Source organism: Coleofasciculus sp. E2-BRE-01 (assembly GCF_040221695.1).
In the GTDB taxonomy this organism is placed as follows: domain Bacteria; phylum Cyanobacteriota; class Cyanobacteriia; order Cyanobacteriales; family Coleofasciculaceae; genus Coleofasciculus.
The window spans coordinates 1-18,415 of sequence record NZ_JAVKEA010000072.1 but is presented as its reverse complement, the minus strand read 5'-3'; the positions used below and the strand labels follow the sequence as shown (position 1 = coordinate 18,415).

The 18,415-nt window shown below is 44.9% G+C and carries 14 protein-coding genes; 4 read left to right on the top strand and 10 right to left on the bottom strand.

Annotated features, from left to right (window positions below):
- Positions 1-185: 185 nt before the first annotated feature.
- Together RIG66_RS09030 and ruvC are read right to left on the bottom strand one after the other, a co-directional pair.
- Positions 186-1,352 (bottom strand): DUF58 domain-containing protein, encoded by a 1,167-nt coding sequence (locus tag RIG66_RS09030; protein ID WP_446377237.1) that lies wholly within the window; start codon positions 1,350-1,352, stop codon positions 186-188.
- 62 nt (positions 1,353-1,414) lie between these two features.
- A complete protein-coding gene (ruvC, locus tag RIG66_RS09025) occupies positions 1,415-1,930 on the bottom strand; it encodes a crossover junction endodeoxyribonuclease RuvC (RefSeq protein ID WP_446377235.1) in 516 nt (171 codons plus the stop codon).
- Positions 1,931-2,381: 451 nt separating this feature from the next.
- On the opposite strand from ruvC, the gene RIG66_RS09020 reads away from it, so the two are divergent.
- Both RIG66_RS09020 and tsaE read left to right on the top strand, forming a co-directional pair.
- On the top strand, positions 2,382-3,752 hold the full coding sequence (locus tag RIG66_RS09020; protein WP_446377233.1) for a gluconeogenesis factor YvcK family protein: 1,371 nt from the start codon (positions 2,382-2,384) through the stop codon (positions 3,750-3,752).
- A gap of 12 nt (positions 3,753-3,764) precedes the next feature.
- The gene (gene tsaE / locus RIG66_RS09015; RefSeq protein ID WP_446377231.1) at positions 3,765-4,229 is read left to right on the top strand and encodes a tRNA (adenosine(37)-N6)-threonylcarbamoyltransferase complex ATPase subunit type 1 TsaE; all 465 of its coding nucleotides are present in this window, start codon (positions 3,765-3,767) and stop codon (positions 4,227-4,229) included.
- Positions 4,230-4,400: 171 nt separating this feature from the next.
- Here the strand turns inward: tsaE and RIG66_RS09010 are convergent, their stop codons facing one another.
- The 8 genes from RIG66_RS09010 to RIG66_RS08975 all read right to left on the bottom strand — a co-directional run bounded on the left by RIG66_RS09010 (position 4,401) and on the right by RIG66_RS08975 (position 15,847).
- Complete coding sequence (locus RIG66_RS09010) at positions 4,401-5,339, bottom strand: ParA family protein (protein ID WP_446377229.1); 939 nt, start codon at positions 5,337-5,339, stop codon at positions 4,401-4,403.
- Between the two features lie 367 nt (positions 5,340-5,706).
- Positions 5,707-6,570 (bottom strand): ParA family protein, encoded by an 864-nt coding sequence (locus tag RIG66_RS09005; RefSeq protein ID WP_446377227.1) that lies wholly within the window; start codon positions 6,568-6,570, stop codon positions 5,707-5,709.
- A 224-nt stretch (positions 6,571-6,794) separates the two neighbouring features.
- Positions 6,795-9,476: a DNA translocase FtsK gene (locus RIG66_RS09000; protein ID WP_446377225.1), complete on the bottom strand. Its 2,682-nt coding sequence runs from the start codon at positions 9,474-9,476 to the stop codon at positions 6,795-6,797.
- 139 nt (positions 9,477-9,615) lie between these two features.
- Positions 9,616-11,592, bottom strand: a complete 1,977-nt coding sequence (locus RIG66_RS08995; protein WP_446377223.1) for a P-loop NTPase fold protein — start codon at positions 11,590-11,592, stop codon at positions 9,616-9,618.
- Positions 11,593-11,650: 58 nt separating this feature from the next.
- On the bottom strand, positions 11,651-12,514 hold the full coding sequence (locus tag RIG66_RS08990) for a transcription factor RcaD (RefSeq protein ID WP_446377221.1): 864 nt from the start codon (positions 12,512-12,514) through the stop codon (positions 11,651-11,653).
- A gap of 172 nt (positions 12,515-12,686) precedes the next feature.
- The gene (locus tag RIG66_RS08985; RefSeq protein ID WP_446377219.1) at positions 12,687-13,673 is read right to left on the bottom strand and encodes a glycosyltransferase family 2 protein; all 987 of its coding nucleotides are present in this window, start codon (positions 13,671-13,673) and stop codon (positions 12,687-12,689) included.
- Between the two features lie 124 nt (positions 13,674-13,797).
- Positions 13,798-14,778: a glycosyltransferase gene (locus RIG66_RS08980; protein WP_446377217.1), complete on the bottom strand. Its 981-nt coding sequence runs from the start codon at positions 14,776-14,778 to the stop codon at positions 13,798-13,800.
- A 28-nt stretch (positions 14,779-14,806) separates the two neighbouring features.
- A complete protein-coding gene (locus RIG66_RS08975) occupies positions 14,807-15,847 on the bottom strand; it encodes an Npun_R2821/Npun_R2822 family protein (protein WP_446377215.1) in 1,041 nt (346 codons plus the stop codon).
- Between the two features lie 166 nt (positions 15,848-16,013).
- On the opposite strand from RIG66_RS08975, the gene RIG66_RS08970 reads away from it, so the two are divergent.
- Complete coding sequence (locus tag RIG66_RS08970; RefSeq protein ID WP_446377213.1) at positions 16,014-16,994, top strand: glycosyltransferase; 981 nt, start codon at positions 16,014-16,016, stop codon at positions 16,992-16,994.
- Positions 16,995-17,212: 218 nt separating this feature from the next.
- A complete protein-coding gene (locus tag RIG66_RS08965; protein ID WP_446377211.1) occupies positions 17,213-18,145 on the top strand; it encodes a glycosyltransferase family 2 protein in 933 nt (310 codons plus the stop codon).
- Positions 18,146-18,415: the final 270 nt, after the last annotated feature.

Here is an 18,415-nt window from a genome sequence, read left to right as displayed (position 1 = left end):
CTCACACCTACCACCATTCACCTCACCTATTCATCCACAATGTTTTTTTCAAACAGGCTCCGTTTAATACATAGCTCCCCAAAATTGCTCGCTTTCCCCCACACCCCGTATCCTATCGTTGGTAATGTGGCTTAAGTTGACACCCATGTACTGCCCACCAGCCTCATCTGAGAGTGCCATTCCGGTTAAATCCGGCTAAGGGACTGTTGTAGCTGACGTTGTAAGGGTTCCTCTTTATCAATAATTTGACCCGCGCAATTGGTCAGTCCTGAGGTGTGTCGGTCAGGTTGGGCTACTGTGGATAGTGACCAAAATAACCAACGACTACCCGGAGGAAGGGAATTGAGACTGGCGGATTGTTGGGTGAGCCAAATTAAGGGAAGATGGGGAGGATCACCAGCGTCTGCATCTTCTCCCGGTTGGGTCGCAGCTAGGGCTTCTAATACAACTTGATTCCCATGTAATAATCCGGTTCTAGCTGTCCAGAGTCTAGCGTCAAGCTGACGAGAACAGGCATAGAAATAGAGGGAAGCGGCAGCAATCACGGCTGATTCAAAATCCTCGGATTGCCAACTTACCGCACTATCAAGGCAAATGACAATTTCTTGAGACCCCGTAAAGACTTCTAACTCCCGTACCATCAATTCTCCATACCGGGCGCTGGTACGCCAATGAATCAGACGAGTTGGATCACCCACCCGGTAAGGTCGTAGCGATCGCGTCAGGTCTTCGGTGGCGGATTGAGAACGGCGATCGCTTAACAGTTGTAGACTATCATCTGTGCCAATTTCGTCAACGATTGGACAACTGGTTAAGGGTAATACTGTAGGATACACAATCGCTGTGGCTGGCGCATGGCGGCTACGACGACACCAAAATAATCCTAAGGGGTTTCCAGTTCTTAGTTGGATTTCATGCCAGTGGTAGACCCCCCGCTTAGTGGTGGAATGAAAATAAACCCAGTGATAGACCCCCCTCGGCGCAATGGTTTCGATCGCGGTTTGCACGGGTTTTCCCAGTTCCGATTGGAGAATGTCCTGAACTTGTAATAATGTTTTGGGTTTAGGGGTGGGATTTTCGATATCAATTTCAATGGTGAGTTCGTCACCCACACTAACCGGAAAGAGGGGATGTCGGTGAACTTTCAGATGACGTAGCGATCGCGGCGGTAAGATGACAGCTAACCCCAATAGCGCAAACGTTATACCACTGATGACATACAGCCACCCTGACATAGTATTGGTCGCCGCACCAAAGAAACAAATCGCAATACCCGCTAATATCCATCCAGCATAAGCAGGAGTCACCCAATGGGTTTCTAACCAATCCGTGATTCGAGTGATGATGCCCATTTTACACACTCCTTACCCCGCTTAGGCTTTTATCTTCTCACATTAAATCAAACAATAGATTATTACTGCTGATGAAACCATGCCGTTAACGCCACCGCCAAAGCATCTGCTGCATCATCTGGCTTAGGTATACTCTCTAAATTTAACTCTCGCGCCACCGCTTGCTGTACCTCGTGCTTGTCCGCATTCCCGTAACCTGTCAACGCTTGCTTCACCTGCCCAGGTGTAAACTCTACCATTGACACCTGATGCTGGGCTAACACCAAGGTGACAACCCCCCGTGCCTGAGCCACAGTAATTGTATTACCCATCCGGTAAAAAAACAGCTTCTCTACGGCAACTAGATCCGGTTGGCACTGCTCCAGGATCGTATGTAAATCTTCGTAAATTGTACAGAGTCGCTTTCCCAGTTCCGTCCGCGCTGGCGTCTGAATGACACCAAAATCCAATAACTGTACAGATTCAGATGTCGATGTTCCCCGAACCTTGGTCATTGGTTTAATTTCAGCTTGGCAGATAATTGCCCCAAAGCCTAAAATCGCTAACCCTGGGTCTAGTCCTAAAATTCGCTTTCCCATCTACCTTGCTGTCTCCTAGAACACCAGTCTAGTGCATGATGGCAAACGTTTCTGAACTCAAAACTCATACCCAGTTGCGTTCTAACGTGTCATTCTGAGCCAAGCGAAGGGTCAAAACTTCCTCATTCAGGCAGATGCCATGAACAGTAAGACCTGCATTCAAGGGATGATTGTGTAGCTCGTGTTACAGTTTTGAGGAATTCTAGGATCGACTGCGATGACACCGACTGGTGTTCTAGTCGTTGTGATTATTTGACGTTCTCCGTTAGATTAATCAGTCGTCCCGGTATAATTTCCAGAATGTATCCTGACCAACCTATCCTCCCAGCTAATAAAAGAATATGGCACAGTTGACAGCAGACAATCATACACCTCCCGTCAAGGACTTGAGCAATTGCCCTGCTCTTAGCTAAAGTCTATCCAGTTTTGTTCTCCGTTTCTGGTATCAGCAATGTCCTCAATTAGTCTCCTCAAACGCGCTCTACGAACCCTGCATAACGAGTCAAGAGGTAGGACGCCCCGACAAGTGAATCGGTGGTTTAAGTGGTTAGCCCCTGGACTATTCGTCAAACGCTGGTTGCTTCTGAGTGCCATAGGTGTACTACTGACGAGTCTGGGGGTAGCGATTTGGGCAAAGCTGACCCCCATTTTTTACTTAATCCAACTCACGTCCACCATTCTGGAAACAATCACCACGGTTATTCCCAACTATGTATCCGGACCGATCGCGATTATTTGTGGTCTGATGTTTATCTTCTGGGGACAAACCCGGACGGTGGGTTCGATTACTGAGGCACTAAAACCCGGAGGCGATGAAGAACTGGTAGATGTGCTGATCGCCCATCGTCGCCTGTATCGTGGTCCGAAAATTGTCGTCGTGGGAGGCGGTACTGGGTTGTCTACCTTACTCCGAGGACTGAAAATTTACAGCGCCCATATCACTGCCATTGTCACCGTAGCCGATGATGGCGGTTCCTCTGGGCGGCTGCGGCAAGAATTTGGGGTTCTGCCTCCGGGAGATATTCGCAACTGTTTGGCAGCTTTAGCAGACCAAGAAAAACTATTAACCGAACTGTTTCAATACCGTTTCTCAGCGGGGAATGGTCTAGTGGGTCACAGTTTTGGTAATTTATTTTTGACGGCAATGAGCGAGATTACGGGGGACTTAGAACGGGCAATTGCCGCCAGTTCTCAAGTTTTAGCGGTGCGAGGGCGAGTTCTTCCGGCGACATTGAGTGATGTCTGTCTCTGGGCAGAATTAGAAGATGGGCGTCGGATTGAAGGCGAATCGAATATTACGGCTGCCAATGGTAAAATCGTCAAGATGGGTTGCACGCCAGAAAATCCTCCAGCTCTTCCCGCTGTTCTCAAAGCGATTCACGAAGCCGATTACATTATTATTGGTCCGGGTAGTCTGTATACCAGCATCCTGCCGAATTTGTTAGTGCCAGAAATTACGGATGCGATCGCGGCAAGTACTGCTCCCCGAATCTATGTGTGTAATATCATGACTCAACCGGGTGAAACGGACGGATATACGGTTGCTGATCATATTCGCACCCTGGACAATGCTTGTGGTCACTCTCTGTTTGATGCGGTTTTGGTGCATCGAAAAGTGCCTTCTGCTGAAGCATTGATTAAGTATGCCCAAGTCAATTCCCACCCGGTTTTTCTGGATCGCGAAGCAACCGAGGAGTTAGGACGCCGCATTGTTTTAGCGAATGTCATGGATGAAGATGAGCACACGAATCTAGTGCGCCATAATCCAGAAAAGTTAGCACGGGTGTTACTACGTTGGTATAGTCGCGCTCATCTGATGTAAAAAGGGTAAGGAATGACTAAATTCCGTCTAACCGATGCACAAGCCACGCGATCGCTAGGTGTTCGTCTGGGGGAATCTTTGCCCGCCGGTACTGTGATTTTGCTAGAGGGGGATTTAGGTGCGGGTAAAACCACACTGGTGCAGGGAATGGGTGCAGGCTTGGGAATCACCGACGCGATCGTCAGTCCCACGTTTACTCTGATTAACGAATATCCCGAAGGACGCATTCCCCTCTATCATCTAGATTTGTACCGCCTAGAACCGGAAGCCGTAGCCGCCTTAGACCTAGAAAGCTATTGGGAAGGCGTGGAAATGCCCTTGGGAATCGTCGCGATCGAGTGGGCAGATCGATTACCCTATTTACCAGAATCTTATCTGCATTTGAATTTAACCTATTTAAGGGAAGGTGGACGTCAAGCCGAACTGATTTGTGTCTCGACGGGGAAATCTGAGGCGGCGATAGAACTGCCTCTATAAGAATAAGTAAGTAGGTCTTACTTTTCACTGGATCTGGAAAACCTCTCTCCTACAAGGAGAGAGGCTTTGAATTCTCCCCCTTGCAAAAAAAGCGAAGCATCCGCTGGCTTCCCCCATGGAACAAAGTTTGAGTCTTGTTAACATGTCTTAGTACAGCGGACAAATGCTCAATCACTCCAAATTCGCCAAATTCATTTTATTAGAACCCTTTTTAAACTCATTCTGATAGGCATTTATTTTCTCGACAAATTCTTCTGTTAACCGCATAAACGCTTTTGCCCCTGAAGAATTGGGAGAAGCGATAACCGCAGGCATAAAACTATCAACCGCCTTAGCCACATTCACATCCATCGGAATGCGATTCTTAAACAATTGCGTCGGAACAAAATCTTCGGTTACCCGATTCATCACCTGCTTGTAATATCGACCCAGCAATCCTCCGGATAAAATAAAGACAATGCCTAATAACTGTAGGTCGAGAGACATGTTAGACTTATGACTCTCCTTCAATTTGGCAATCCGCCGTTCTAAGAGTTGAATTCCCACAACCGATAAAGGTTCAGGACGAGCCGGAAGTAAATAAAAATCACTGGCAACAATACCGCTACGGGTTAACAAATTATAGCCAGGAGCGCAATCTAAGATAATAAAGTCATAGTTATCTATCACAGGTTCTAAAATACTTTTAATCAACAGCCGCTCAAACCGATTCCACACCTGATTAAAATTGGGAGTCTCTTCGCGACTGGCTTCTTGATGCAGCATCTCGGAGACTAAATACTCATCATACAAATCAATATCTCCCGGCAATAAATCCAGTCCTTTTACCGAACAAACGTAAGATTGAATAACATCCTGAATCTTGAGTTTGGCGTGGCGATTGGGACGAATTGCCTTATCAATTAACTGATTCAGCGTGCGTCTCGCTTTTCTGGCTTTAGCAAAATCTTGAGGGGCGATTAAGCTGAGTGTAGCGCTGATTTGGGTATCTAAATCAACCACTAAAACCCGTTTTTGATGCTGTTTCGCCAAGCATGTTGCCAAGTTGACGGTTAGCGTCGTCTTTCCGACGCCGCCTTTCATGTTAACTGTGGCAATGACAAATCCCATGATAAAATCCTTTTGGAGAAACGTTACCCAGTTAGGTATCAGCCAACCTAGATTATAAACGCCATATTGCGTCTGAAATTTTCCTAGCTTTCGGCAACAGTCTACTATGGTAAGCGATTTTACCCATCAAGTGAACAAGTTTCTGTAGGGGCGGGTTTCACAACTATCGTTTCTTTCCCCACCCATAAGTAACTAAACCCGCCCCGCCCCAAGGGTATAATTATCACAGGGTACGTTTTTACCCCCGGTTTTAACCTGAAGGGCGGGTTTAGTCAAGTTATGGGTTTGTGCCAAACTGTTATCGGTAAAACCCGCCCCTACAACCCCGCATTCCTATCCCTTACCCCAGCTTTCCCACTCCCTGACACTACGCAATTCGCTGGAGAAATTCTTTGGTTAACTCAATAAACGCTTTCGCACCCGTGGAAGTGGGTTCGGTGAGAACTACGGGTTGAAACTCATCAACGGCTTTAGCAATAGCGACATTGGTGGGAATTTCGGTGATAAAGACTTTATCGTCGCCAAAATCAGAACGGACTCGCTTTTTGACTTTCCTTGCCATCGTCGTCGCATGACCGAGGGAGGAAAAGACAATACCCAGTAAATTGAGTGTAGCGCGATCGCTCTGCTTAAGTCTCCGGATACGACCTTCCAAAATCCCCATCCCCACAACCGATAAAGGTTCAGGCTTGGCGGGAATCAGATAAAAGTCACTGGCAATCATACCACTGCGCGTCAGCAAATTATCTCCTGGCGGAAAATCCAAGAGAATCCAGTCATAATTGGGAATAATCGGTTTAATTATCCGCTTCACTAACCCATCTTCCAGATGATTCCAGCCTTTTTCAAATTCTTTCTGATTGCTATGGGCTTGTGTATAAATCTGGGTAGCTAATAAGAAATCGTTGTACAGTTCGATATTACCAGGTATCAAGTCCAGTCCATTCACCTGACAAATGTTAGGGACAATCACATCCTCAACTGTAGAGGAGGATAACGAGTCGGATTGAAGGGCTTGATTGACTAATTGTTGTAGCGTGCGCTTTTGTTTACGGCATTTCGTAAACTGTACCGGAGGGATTAGGCTGAGAGTCGCATTAATCTGGGTATCGAGATCAACGATTAAGACTCGCATCCCATGTTCTTTAGCCAGACTTGTCCCCAAGTTGACGGTGAGTGTGGTTTTGCCCACACCCCCTTTCATATTGACGATTGAAATAACGTGTCCCATTCATGGCTGTTTTGACGATGCTTATATCATACTCTGATCTGCCTTATACGGTGGAGAGGGAGGACGTTAGTCAGGGTGGGTTTAGTCACTTATGGGTCAAAAATAAACCTTATTTGATATCTTTCAACATTTTCATTAAGCCCCAAAGCCCGCCAATAACTCAAGTTCTTGGCTAAAAGCAAAAGTCGTCTAAAGACGACTAAAACTATTATCCAGTCCGCCCTTCAAAATTCAATTTTTTGAGCAAATAAACTCTGCAACCGCTGCAACTTCGCCCCAACTTTATAAAGTAAATCTCCTTTCCCCAAAAGATAAGCCGCTTCCGATTGTCTCCCGCCTAAAATAATCTCGGAATCCGCTTCACTAGCTGTCCGCAACGCCACTCTTCCCGGTAAATTTGACCGAATAATCGGAGTAACCACTCTCGCTTCGGGGCGTTGCGTGGCAATAATTAAATGGATACCCGCCGCTCTCGCCATTGAACCTAATCGTTTGATGCTCAATTCTAAAGCATTGCGGATATCTTTTTCGGTCATAAAGTCAGCATATTCGTCAAAGATGCAGACAAGACGGGGTAAAGGTGGGTTATTCTGTTGATTATAAGCATCGAGGTGAGAACATCCGGCTTGCTCAAATCGCTGATAACGCCGTTCCATTTCCGCGACTAAATTTTCCATCAACGCGATCGCATCTTCGCTATCCTTGACGATAGGGGAGTACAACCAGGGGATTTGCTCGAATTCGGGAAAGGTGACACGCTTAGGATCAACCAGGGCGATTTTAAGCTGTTGGGGCGAATGGCGATAGAGTAAGGATAACAGGAGCGATCGCAAAAATTCACTCTTTCCGCTTCCGGTTGTTCCCCCCACCAAAAAGTGACAGGTATTCGCATCCGATAAGTCGGCTTCTACCAGTTTCCCATCTAAATCCACACCAATGGCAATTTTTACCAGAGCCTGCGTTGGTGTTGTCTGGGGTGTGATATAATCCTCAAGCTGCGCTACTTGTCGATCTGGACGCGGTAAATCGACGCTGACATAGCCAGGTTGGGGCGCAATTAGGGGAGGATGAGTAATCCCAAGTTGTACCTGTAAATCAGCCGATAATCTCAGCAACCTGTTAACCGTTACCCCCAGACTCGGTCTCAGTTTCACCCGAATAAACGCTGGACCAACGGCGGTTCCCACGCAGGTAACGTCTATGTTAAAGGATTGTAGCGTCTCGACTAACTGTTGCGCGATCGCATCACTGTTCGTAGTAAGCGCTTTAGCGCCATCACTGTTTGTAGTAAGCGCTTCAGCGCCATCACTGTTCGTAGTAAGCGCTTTAGCGCCATCATCGTTCGTAGTAAGCGCTTTAGCGCCATCAGCCTTTGTCGTAGACGCTTCAGCACCATCAGAAGTCCCCTCATCTTCCCCTTTCCTGGGCTGTGTATCTGTACTCCTGACTTCAAAGTACGTTTGACAGGTTTCCTGTTGAGGACAGATATCACACAAGTGAGTATTCGACGTGAGCGGCGGCGGATTTGAATGAGTCTGTTGCCAACTCACCCAGTCCTGCATTTGCTGTAACTTATGGGGAATCAACTCATGGACAGCCGTTTCCAACTGTTCCCAAGAATACGCATACTCCTTAAACTCTGGGAGAACACAATACACCGCTGAATCAACCAGCACTCCTTTCGTTTTGTTGAGCATATAACCATAAAGTGCCACTTGAGCTAACTGCGCGGATGGGTCAACCGGTTCGTAGGTTTTATAATCAATTAAACAGAGACGATTGCGTTCAAAATTAAACACTAAACTATCAAATCGACCCGTCACCTCCTGGGTTCTCCCATTGGGGATAGGAAAGCGATAACTCAGCTTATGTTCTTCCAGAATAAAGGTTTGATTAATCACCGTTTGATGCAAACAATAGCGGCGATTTACCACTAATAATTCGACCCAACGCTGAATGAGAGCGGTTAAGCCTTGCCACAGCTTTGGCAATACCGTCGCCATTTCGGAATGGGATTCGATGTAGGGAAAAAATACCTGTTGATAGAATAACTGCTGCATCCCCATGGTGACAGCTTCGCGATTTAATTGATCAGCGGACGGTTCTAATAAGTCGGAAAAGTGGTGATTTTCTTGAGCGAGTTTGATAAATTGTTGGGCTAAGGTGTGAAAAGCGGTGCCAATTCCGATAGATTGACCGGGTGGGGTAAATAGAGTGTTACCATCAAAGTGTTGTTTTAAATAGAATAAACGCGGACATTCAAACGCCACGCGCACTTTAGTTGCACTGAAGGGAGGATGTTCTGCTGTTTTTGTTTGTCGCTTTGGTGTCATCACTACTGGGGGTGGAGTAGGCGGCTGTGTTAATTGTAATAAATGGTGATGCACATGAGCCAAATAAACCGTGTCCATTTTGGCATAGTGCAGTTGTTTGGCGGTGAGGGGGCGCTGTCCCCAATCACTGTTTTGTTCGGTTTTATCAACGTTGGTGAAGTGACAGAGTTCAACAGCGAGGGTTTTGAGTTGTTTGTTGGAGACTTGCAGGGGATTTTGGCGGGAATTTCTGGTGAGTTTCCGGACGAGTTTGAAGGTACAGGTGATATTTTGGGCTTGTTGGCTCCCGCCGAGAAATCTTAGATCAAAGCTGGCGTTGTGAAAGACTTTCTCAATGTCGGGATTAACCATAATCTGAGCGACGAAATCCTTGACTAGGTAAGGGTTATCTAGGACATCAAGGATATAGGCGCGATCGCCGGTTCTGTCTGTGGGATCTGCTAATATTTGAATGAGAGAAAGTCTGGGGTTTGGGGTATGCCAGTCGGCGACTTCTGTGTCTAGCCAGAGGATTGAATAAGTGGCGAGTTGGGGAATAATTTTGCGGATTTCATTGGGGGTGGTGAGGTACATGGGAGGATTTTTTTAAACGCAGAGTAACGCAGAGTTAGGCGCAGAGGGCGCAGAGGGTTAAGTGAGGTTTAGTGTTGCTCGTTTTGGGTGAGAAATGTTGACGTTGCTGACGAGGAGTTTTGAGTCAGGATCATTCAAGTTAGGGGGATGTGTTGTTTTTGATTGGGGGTTTCCAGCAGACGGATTGATCTTGGGGTTTGGCGTCAGGGGGGATGAGGGTGATTTGGTTTTCTTGACAGAGTGTCTGAATTTGCTGATTGATTTGGGATTCATCGATATGGGAGAAGTCTTGCATGGTTAAATCAACTAATTTTTGCCGCCCAATCATGAATTGGGTTTTGACGAGGTTTAATAGGAAGTCTTTGATTTTTATTAAATCGGGTTCAGGATCAGTAATGGGTTTAGATACAAGTCCTAAGTCTTGTAACAATGGACAATTCTGTAAAACCTGAGACTCTCGAATCAATTGTTCTAGCGTAGGGAGAGTGAGGGTTTTCTGGTTAATGACTAATTCCCCAGCACCAGCGGAGTTGACTAAAAGCTGATAGGTTCTCAGATAATGGATAGAGTCGAGATGGGGGGTAAGATGACGATGCGGTGAGCCGTTGAAGAGTTTTTTGAATAGTTTATATCCTTTATTCTTGGCTTGACCCAGTTTTTCGGCTCGAACCAGAATCAGAGTATCACAACAGTTTTTTTTCAGGTCTTTTTCGCAGGCGTTCATCGCTGCATTGAAGCTTGTCATGTTGGGTTCTTCGTTCCAGAAAATTCCTAGTCGTTCAGTTTTATCGGGATGCTGATAACTGAAGGAATAACTACTATACTTAGCATGATTTAAAAGATGAGGGTCAGTGTTGATCTGCAAGGCGTTCATTGCCTGTTGCAACATTTGTGTCAGATCAACCGATGAAAATTGACGAATTCGCTCGACTTTTTGTTGGGTTTTGTGGAATTCTTTAAGCCAAATTAATTTAAAAGTGGCAACGGCATCTTCTATTGGTGGTTTATGACCTAATTTATGTTCAATAAATAATTCTCCGCCAAGTCCTAATACATTTCGCAAATTGGCTCTACCCCCAGGAAATTTTTGCTCCAATGCTTGTTTCTGGAGAGGATAAAGGGGAGAGTCGGGTTTAGGAGTCGCTTGATCATGCAGGGAATAGAGTCGGGTTATCCAGAGGGCTTCAGCTTGTTCAAGGTTTATTGATTTTAGACGAACTTGTTTTTCAATTCCGGCTAAATCGGATTGTTCGAGACGTTCTTTACTCACCTTCCATTGATTCGTTACAATGCTGATAATAACCAGAATATTTTTAAGATATTGATTGTGGAACGTTCTATTAAGATTAAATAAGGATTGTAAGTTGGGAATTCCATCAGCAAACTTCGGTGTCATTTCCGCTTGATCGAAGCAGAGAACAATGGGTTTTGTCGATGCTGAAATTCTGCCAAAGTTGCCGATTATTCCCCGCGCGGCTTCTTCATTATCGATAGGCTGATTAACCCCTAATGCATTGAGGTCATCTCGATCTAAATTTTCTCCTCGCAACCAGTCACAAGCCAAAAAATATAAATCCGGATTCGTGAGACCATACAATACACCAAAGAAATCTCTTGCCTGATAAATACCCGAGGGATAAGTGCTTCTAAAATTGCGAATAAAAAGTCCTCGTTCCCCCAGGATTCTCTTCATCATGCTGCGATCTTTAAACGCTGATAGTCCTTTCAACCAAAGAATTAATTGAGAACTTTCTTGTCCTTCAGGCTTTTGCATCAGACTATCTACCATTTGGCGCAACGTATGTCGCCAAATATGCTGATTATCTGCCCAGGGATCAATATAGATAAAAAAAGCGTCAGGGTTAAGCTTTTTTTTAAGACGTCCTAATAAATAACTTTTCCCTGAACCCGAGTCTCCATCCAGTAATATCGTCCGTGTCCGCTGATCTCTGGCGACTAATCGGAGAACCTCAGTCACCTGAGTAATTGCTTCTTGGTGAATTGAATCAACTGTGGCGGCGACTTGTTGATCTTCTCGCCAAAAGTTTCCGGTTTTAAAGGTTACCGGATCAAAAGGGTTGACTTCTTGTTTTATAATTTCATCAATAGTTGCCATGATTATCCCTAGAAGTGATTACAAACAGAATTGGCGGGTATGGTGAAAAATGAGTCCGCTAGTTGACAATAATAAAAAATAAAGATCCCCCAATTTCTTGAGGAATCCCAGCTTGAAGTTGTTCTGAGGTATAGTGCATCGCCTCAACTAATGAACTCAACTCAATTTTGTCTTCCCGTTGCAAACGATAGAGGGCTTGATCTAAGTCATCCCTAGATAAGGGAGGTTGTAATTTCTGACGCAGATGAAAAATGGGTAAATAATTGTCGGTTCCTAGTTTTTTATCTAACTGCTGAATCAGTTGTAAAATTTCTGTATCTGTTGGTTTCTGGGTCAGTACAGGTTCTGAACTCAACGAAGGTTGGGGTTGGGTGACAGTTACAGGCGGATTCACTTGACTCGGAAGTGATTTTCGCAAAAACAGCAGATAATTCCCCAGCAGTTCTAAGCTAATTACTGGATTTGTGCCTTTTTTCGGGATATAATCCTCTCGTAGCTGATCGAGTCCGCGCTGAGTCATCCACACTTCAGCCTTTTGGCGTTTCAGTTGTTTTTCGACTTCAATGAATCCCCGTTCATGGAAGCGTTGTAAAATAGCATCGCGTTCGGCTGACTTCAACGACTTGATATCGATTTTGCTGGGTTTAACTTTTCCCGATGCTTTACCGATACTGTTGAGTACCCTAAGTTCACTGGAAGAGAGGGGAACTTGATCCGGTTTCACATTCAACAGAGCGCGACCGGGTGGTAAAATTTTAACCGATGCGATTTCACGGGAGAAATCGAGCCAACCCCGGGTTTCTAAATCGCGGACAAGTTTGTTTTTGCCTTTGATACTATTGAATGGTTTTGCCGACAGTGGAGAACGGTAGTCCGGACATCCTAGCAGTTTCAGGAGAAATTTTAGCTCCTTGGTTTCCATGGAAATGCTTAACCTCATCTATCGTTAATTCTACTTTAGCTTGAGGGGTGATCGCAACGGCAAGGGTATCAACGTCTTCATCAGTTAGGTTTGTAGTCAGCACTTTAGTGCTAGCAGCGCTGAAGCGCTTACTACAAACTGTGCGATCGCACGCTTCATTCCCCAAGAACTCTCAACCCGCTTCTCGCACCTGATCGGTATAATCTTTGGGACGCATTTGACGAAACACCTGCAACGCCGCTTGGCGCAAACTGAGGGGTAAATAGGATAAAATTACTCCCAATTGCGCTTTCCGAGAACTACCAATAATCTCCGCCACCTCTTGCAACATTTGACGCCCCTGAACCGTATCCCCATTTTCAATTAATCGTAATCCCAAAGCTTCTTTTGTCCATGCCAATTTTTGTATCCGTAGTTTCTCTAATTCCTGATCGGGAAATCGATAACTATCAATACAAAAAACCTTCGCCTTCAAAAAATGCAGATTCTGTCTTAAACTCGTCTGTCCCCCGTGAAACCGATACTCCATCAAATACTCTGGCAAAAAATACCCCTGCTTTCCCGCGATCGCTAATCGTACCAGTAAATCAAAATCCTCGCAGCCATCGGCTTCTGGGCGCATATAATCCACATCCTGTAAACAGGCGCGACGAAACAATGTCGAACCCACCTGCAAACTCTGATATTGAAACGTTTGCCGCATTAAATCAGGAATTATACCCTGCTTCAGCTTATCTTTTCCCCACTTCGCCGCATTCTTTTCCGTCGCTGACTTATCCCGATTACCATTTTTATCAATAACCCAGTGATTCGTACAGACAAAATCAACACGGGGTTCCGTCTCTAAGACAGCCACCGTTTTTTCTAGGAACTCCGGTGTTAGGGCGTCATCATCATCAAATTTGATAAAATAGTTTCCCTGTGCAGCATCAAAACCAGAACGCATATTTTTACTGCGTCCAATATTTTGAGCATGTCGAATATAGCGAATTCGGGAATCATCCCACTGACTGACAACCGTAGGCGTCTCATCGGTTGAACCATCGTCGCAAATAATTAACTCAAAATTGTTATAGGTTTGATTCAGCACACTCTTAACTGACTCAACTAGATAGTTTGCACGATTGTAAGTAGGTATACAAACACTAACTTCAGACATAATAAATAGGCTTAGATAATTCGCCAATGAACAGTAAATAGGGAACAAAAAATAGCTGATCTTGTCTTAGTCAATCACTTTATATGTATAAAATTGCTGACCTCAATCCAATTCTTACCTTAATTTAAATAGTATTAAGAATATCGACAAGTCTGCGCCTAAAAAGATTATCATTCTGGTGATACCAGTCACGAGCCTTATCCCCTAAGCTTTTTTTAGTCAGATAATCCATTCCTAAAAGTTCGTTTACCTTTTGTTCTAATGCCTGGGTATCAACGTGATAATTGATACCCAGACACTGAACACTCGTCAGACAATAATCCACTAAAATTCCTCTATCAGGTGCGATCAATTCATTCATCGGTGGTGCATTAGTGGTAATCGTTACTGAACGACAGCTCATCGCTTCGGCAATTAAATGACCAAAACCCTCTGCTTCTGAAGGACACAGGTGAATACCATGACTGTTCTGATAGTCCCTTAATATTTTATCATCCAGATAGTGAGTAATATACTCAATATTAGTTGTACTCATTGAGTCAGGCTCTTGCCAATTCCGCCGGATAGTCAGGGGGGGCCACTCTGGATGACGCCGCCAGAGGTTGATAATGATATCTGTGCCTTTCTGAGCGCTTTTACCTGCCAGATGGAAAAATTTATCGTAATTTTTGCTGGATTGAGGGTTAAATCGGTCAAGACTCGTAAAGCCAATAAATTCAGTCTTGCAGCCTAACTTATCAAAAATAGCTTGCGCGAATTTAGTTTTACAAAGGATGTAGTCAAACTGATTTAAAAAAGGACGCCAGTCGTCTCGTAACCATTCCTGATTGGGAATTAGGCAATTGAGGTGAGCATACGGAAACCAAGCGGGGATGACATATTCAAGAAATAAATTAATGTCATAGGGGGGATTTTTGTTTATCAATTCGCTGGCAAACCGATTGACGTAGGTTGATAGACGCTGAATTTTATGGTCAAGTGTAGGTTTGCCGACTTCAAACACAGTAACCTTGAAATTAGCTTTTTGCAAGACTTCCCTGAGAATACTCGCGTCTCTACTTAAACCAAACTTATTATCAACCAGGATTATATTGACACGCTTCATGCCCACTCCAATAACCATCAATAGTAATTTAGTATTGCTTTTGAAATAAACGATAAAATTTTACTTTGACCGTTTTAACAAATTCTTTAAGCTTGCTTGTCTGTTCATCTAGCCAATTGGGAGGATGCAGTGTCTTAGGCTTCTGCTGAGGAGCTTGGTAAAATCGGTAATGTAAAAACTCATCTTTATACGTTATTTTAACATCTTGCCCTTGACTCAGACGCGCAAAATCTTGAGACGAGTAATTCATATAGTGAATCCGGTGAATAGGTTTTAATCCTTGCTTATTATAAAGAATATGATCAATATTAACAAAAGAATCGACACCAGCACAGTTACCCGTTCGCTCTTGGGGATTATCGCTAAGGGTAAAGTTAAACAATGAATAATCACACCGAAGGGTCATATAATTAAACAAATTGACCTCCCCCCACCAGTCATCCCCATTTATCCATTTAACTTCATTCTGTTCAATTAAAAGTTTCTTGAGTCGCTCGATTGTATTGGCATCGAAAAAGCCTCGTTTAGAAGCAAAAAAACTTCCGCAATGAAGTTTTGGACGAATCTCGGCTTCTGAGTAACGACCAGAGGCTTCAACAATAGAAATATTTAACGCTGCCACATCGGTTGGCTTACTATGTTCCCAATCATCAAATACAAAATCATACTGATCTAGTTTGTCAAACACACTATCCAGTGACTTCATAGCTAAACTGTCAGCATCATAGAATACAAACTTGTCAAAATAACCATCAAACGCAGCAAATTTTCTCTGCAAATGACCGCCATACCAGCGAGGACGTTTAACATACTGTTGACCAGCCCGAGGATGTGCCGCCCAAATCTGATGGGCAAAGGCTTCCCAACGCTGAATAGAGTCCCAATTATCAAACAGGCTGACGTTAGGTCTAGCGTTTAACTCTTCCTCCACTCGATTAAGTTGAGTATCATAGGGAATAACGCAAACGGGAATATCTGGACTCACATTCGCCTCAATGCTATTGAGCAAGGCAACGAGTTGGTCATATACAGCATCATTGGCTAAGGTATAAATACCCATGCATTGCATACAGGAACATCCCACATTTTAGGGTTTCTCAAAAGCTTAACTCATTCAATGTAAAATGGCAGGACGACTGGGATAACGGATTAGACAGAAAGCTGTAACGGATGGCGAGAGGGGTGACATAAAACGCAAACCATAAACCATAAGACAACCTACTTAGCTTAATCAGATGACTCTTAATCGCACTCCCGATAGTCAACCCCATCCCTCCTTTGTCCCGAAGGTATCCGTCGTTGTTCCCATCTACAACGGTGCCGCCGATATACCCGACTTAATCCAGTGTCTCTTCTGTCAAACATACCCCAAGGATCAGGTAGAATACCTCCTCGTAGACAATAATAGCCGCGATCGCACACCTGACATCCTGCACCAAGCCGCTCAAGACGCCAAAGCTAGAGGCATCACGCTTCACCCCCTCACTGAAAACCAGATTCAAAGTTCCTACGCGGCTCGCAATACAGGCATAAAAGCATCCACTGGTGAAATTCTAGCCTTCACCGATGCCGATTGTCGCCCCCTTCCCCAGTGGTTGAGTCTCTTAGTTCAACCCTTTGCCAATCCTCAAATCGGATTAGTTGTCGGCGAAATTTATGCTTTACATGGTAAAACCCTGCTCGAAAAACATGCCGAACGTCAAGGAACATTAAGCCAAAAAAATACCCTTGATCACCCATTTTATCCCTACGGTCAAACCGCCAACTTAGCCATTCGTCGCCAAGCCTTACAAGAGGTTGGCTTATTCCGTCCCTACATGACAACCGGAGGAGATGCTGATATTTGTTGGCGAATTCAGCGCCAGACTCAATGGCAACTCGACTTTGCCGAAACAGCCATTGTCCAACACCGTCACCGCACGAACCTAAAGGAATTTCGCAGCCAATGGCAACGCTATGGGCGTTCAAATAAATATTTACACGAATTACACGGCGTTGAGTTGCAACCGAAATTAACCTCGAAGAAATCGTTCTATTTAATTAGTCGCTGGTTGCTCAAAGAATTGCCAATAACCAGCGGACAAATTTTTACCGGGAAAGCCTCTTTTGGGGATGTACTAAAAACTCCTATTAATCTATACGGCGCTTGGTATCGTGACCTCGGACAACAACAAACTCAACTCGATGAAAAAGTGAATGAAATTGAGTGGCTGTAAATAATTTTTTAATTTTTAAGGGTGTAGGGGCGGATTTTACCATTATCGTTACTTGCAACCCAGATGTGACTAAACCCACCCCCTCTGATTCGAGGGGGTGTAGGGTATAGGGTATAGGGTGTAGGGGGAAGAGGAAGAATAGGATTTGCCGATTCGTCTGATTCTTGTGTTACAACAGAGCTGTTTAGACTCCCTAGCGACGACTCACCCCGATAGTTATGCCAACGCCTCAGATTGCTGCGATTATCTGTACTCATAACCGAGATGCTTATTTAGGCGCTGCCATTGATAGCCTATTAGCCCAAGATTGTGATAATTTTATAGTCGTAGTGGTCGATAACGCCTCTAGCGATCGCACTCGTGAGATTGTTGAAGCCCGTATCTCTCATCCTCAGCTCAAATACGTTTACGAACCCGTCATCGGTCTTTCCGTTGCCCGCAACACTGGCGCAAAGGAAAGCACTGCTCCAATTCTCGCCTATTTAGATGATGATGCCGTCGCCAGTCCCCAATGGTTGAGCGTTCTCCTAGACGCTTATCAACAGAATGAACAATTAGCAATCGCTGGCGGGAAAGTCACCCTAATTTGGCCCCCCGGCGTCGAACCTCCTAGCTGGATATCCCCAGAACTTGCTGGCAATCTGGGACTGTATGATCTCGGAGATACTGTTGTCTATATCCAAGAACCTGGTTTAACGCCCAGAGGCTTAAATTACTCCATCCGGCGTACCTTCCTAGAACAAATTGGCGGCTTTGATCCCAATCTAGGACGCAAAGGTAAAAAATTATTATCCAATGAAGAATTATACATGACCGAACTTGCCCTCAAACAAGGTTGGCAAGTCGCCTATCTCCCCAATGCCGTCGCCGCCCATAACGTCGCCCCAGAACGCCTCAAAGCAAGCTGGTTCTTACAGCGTAGCTGGTGGCAAGGGATTAGCGAGTGTTATCGCGAAGAAGTCGCAGGTCGAACTGGGATACGTCAGTTAGGACGAGGAGGAGAACGCATAGCCCGAGGACTCTACAAATCCGCGAAACATTTGACTGACCCAGCTAAACGGTTTGATAATCTAGTTTATGCCTACGGGCAGATTGGTTACTTAAGTGCCGCCATTCAAGCTATGCTAATCAAACCCAAAGATGAGGGCTGAATTATGAGGGAGCTGGGGGAGCTGGGGGAGCTGGGGAAGCTGGGGAAGCTGGGGAAGCTGGGGAAGCTGAGGGAGATGGGGGAGATGAGGAAGATGAGGGAGATAGAAGACAAAATTTCTATTCCCTGTTCCCTATTCCCTGACCAATGACAAATGACCAATGACAAATGACCAATGACCAATGACCAATGACAAATGACCAATGACCAATGACCAATGACCAATGACCAATGACCAATGACCAATGACCAATGACCAATGACCAATGAC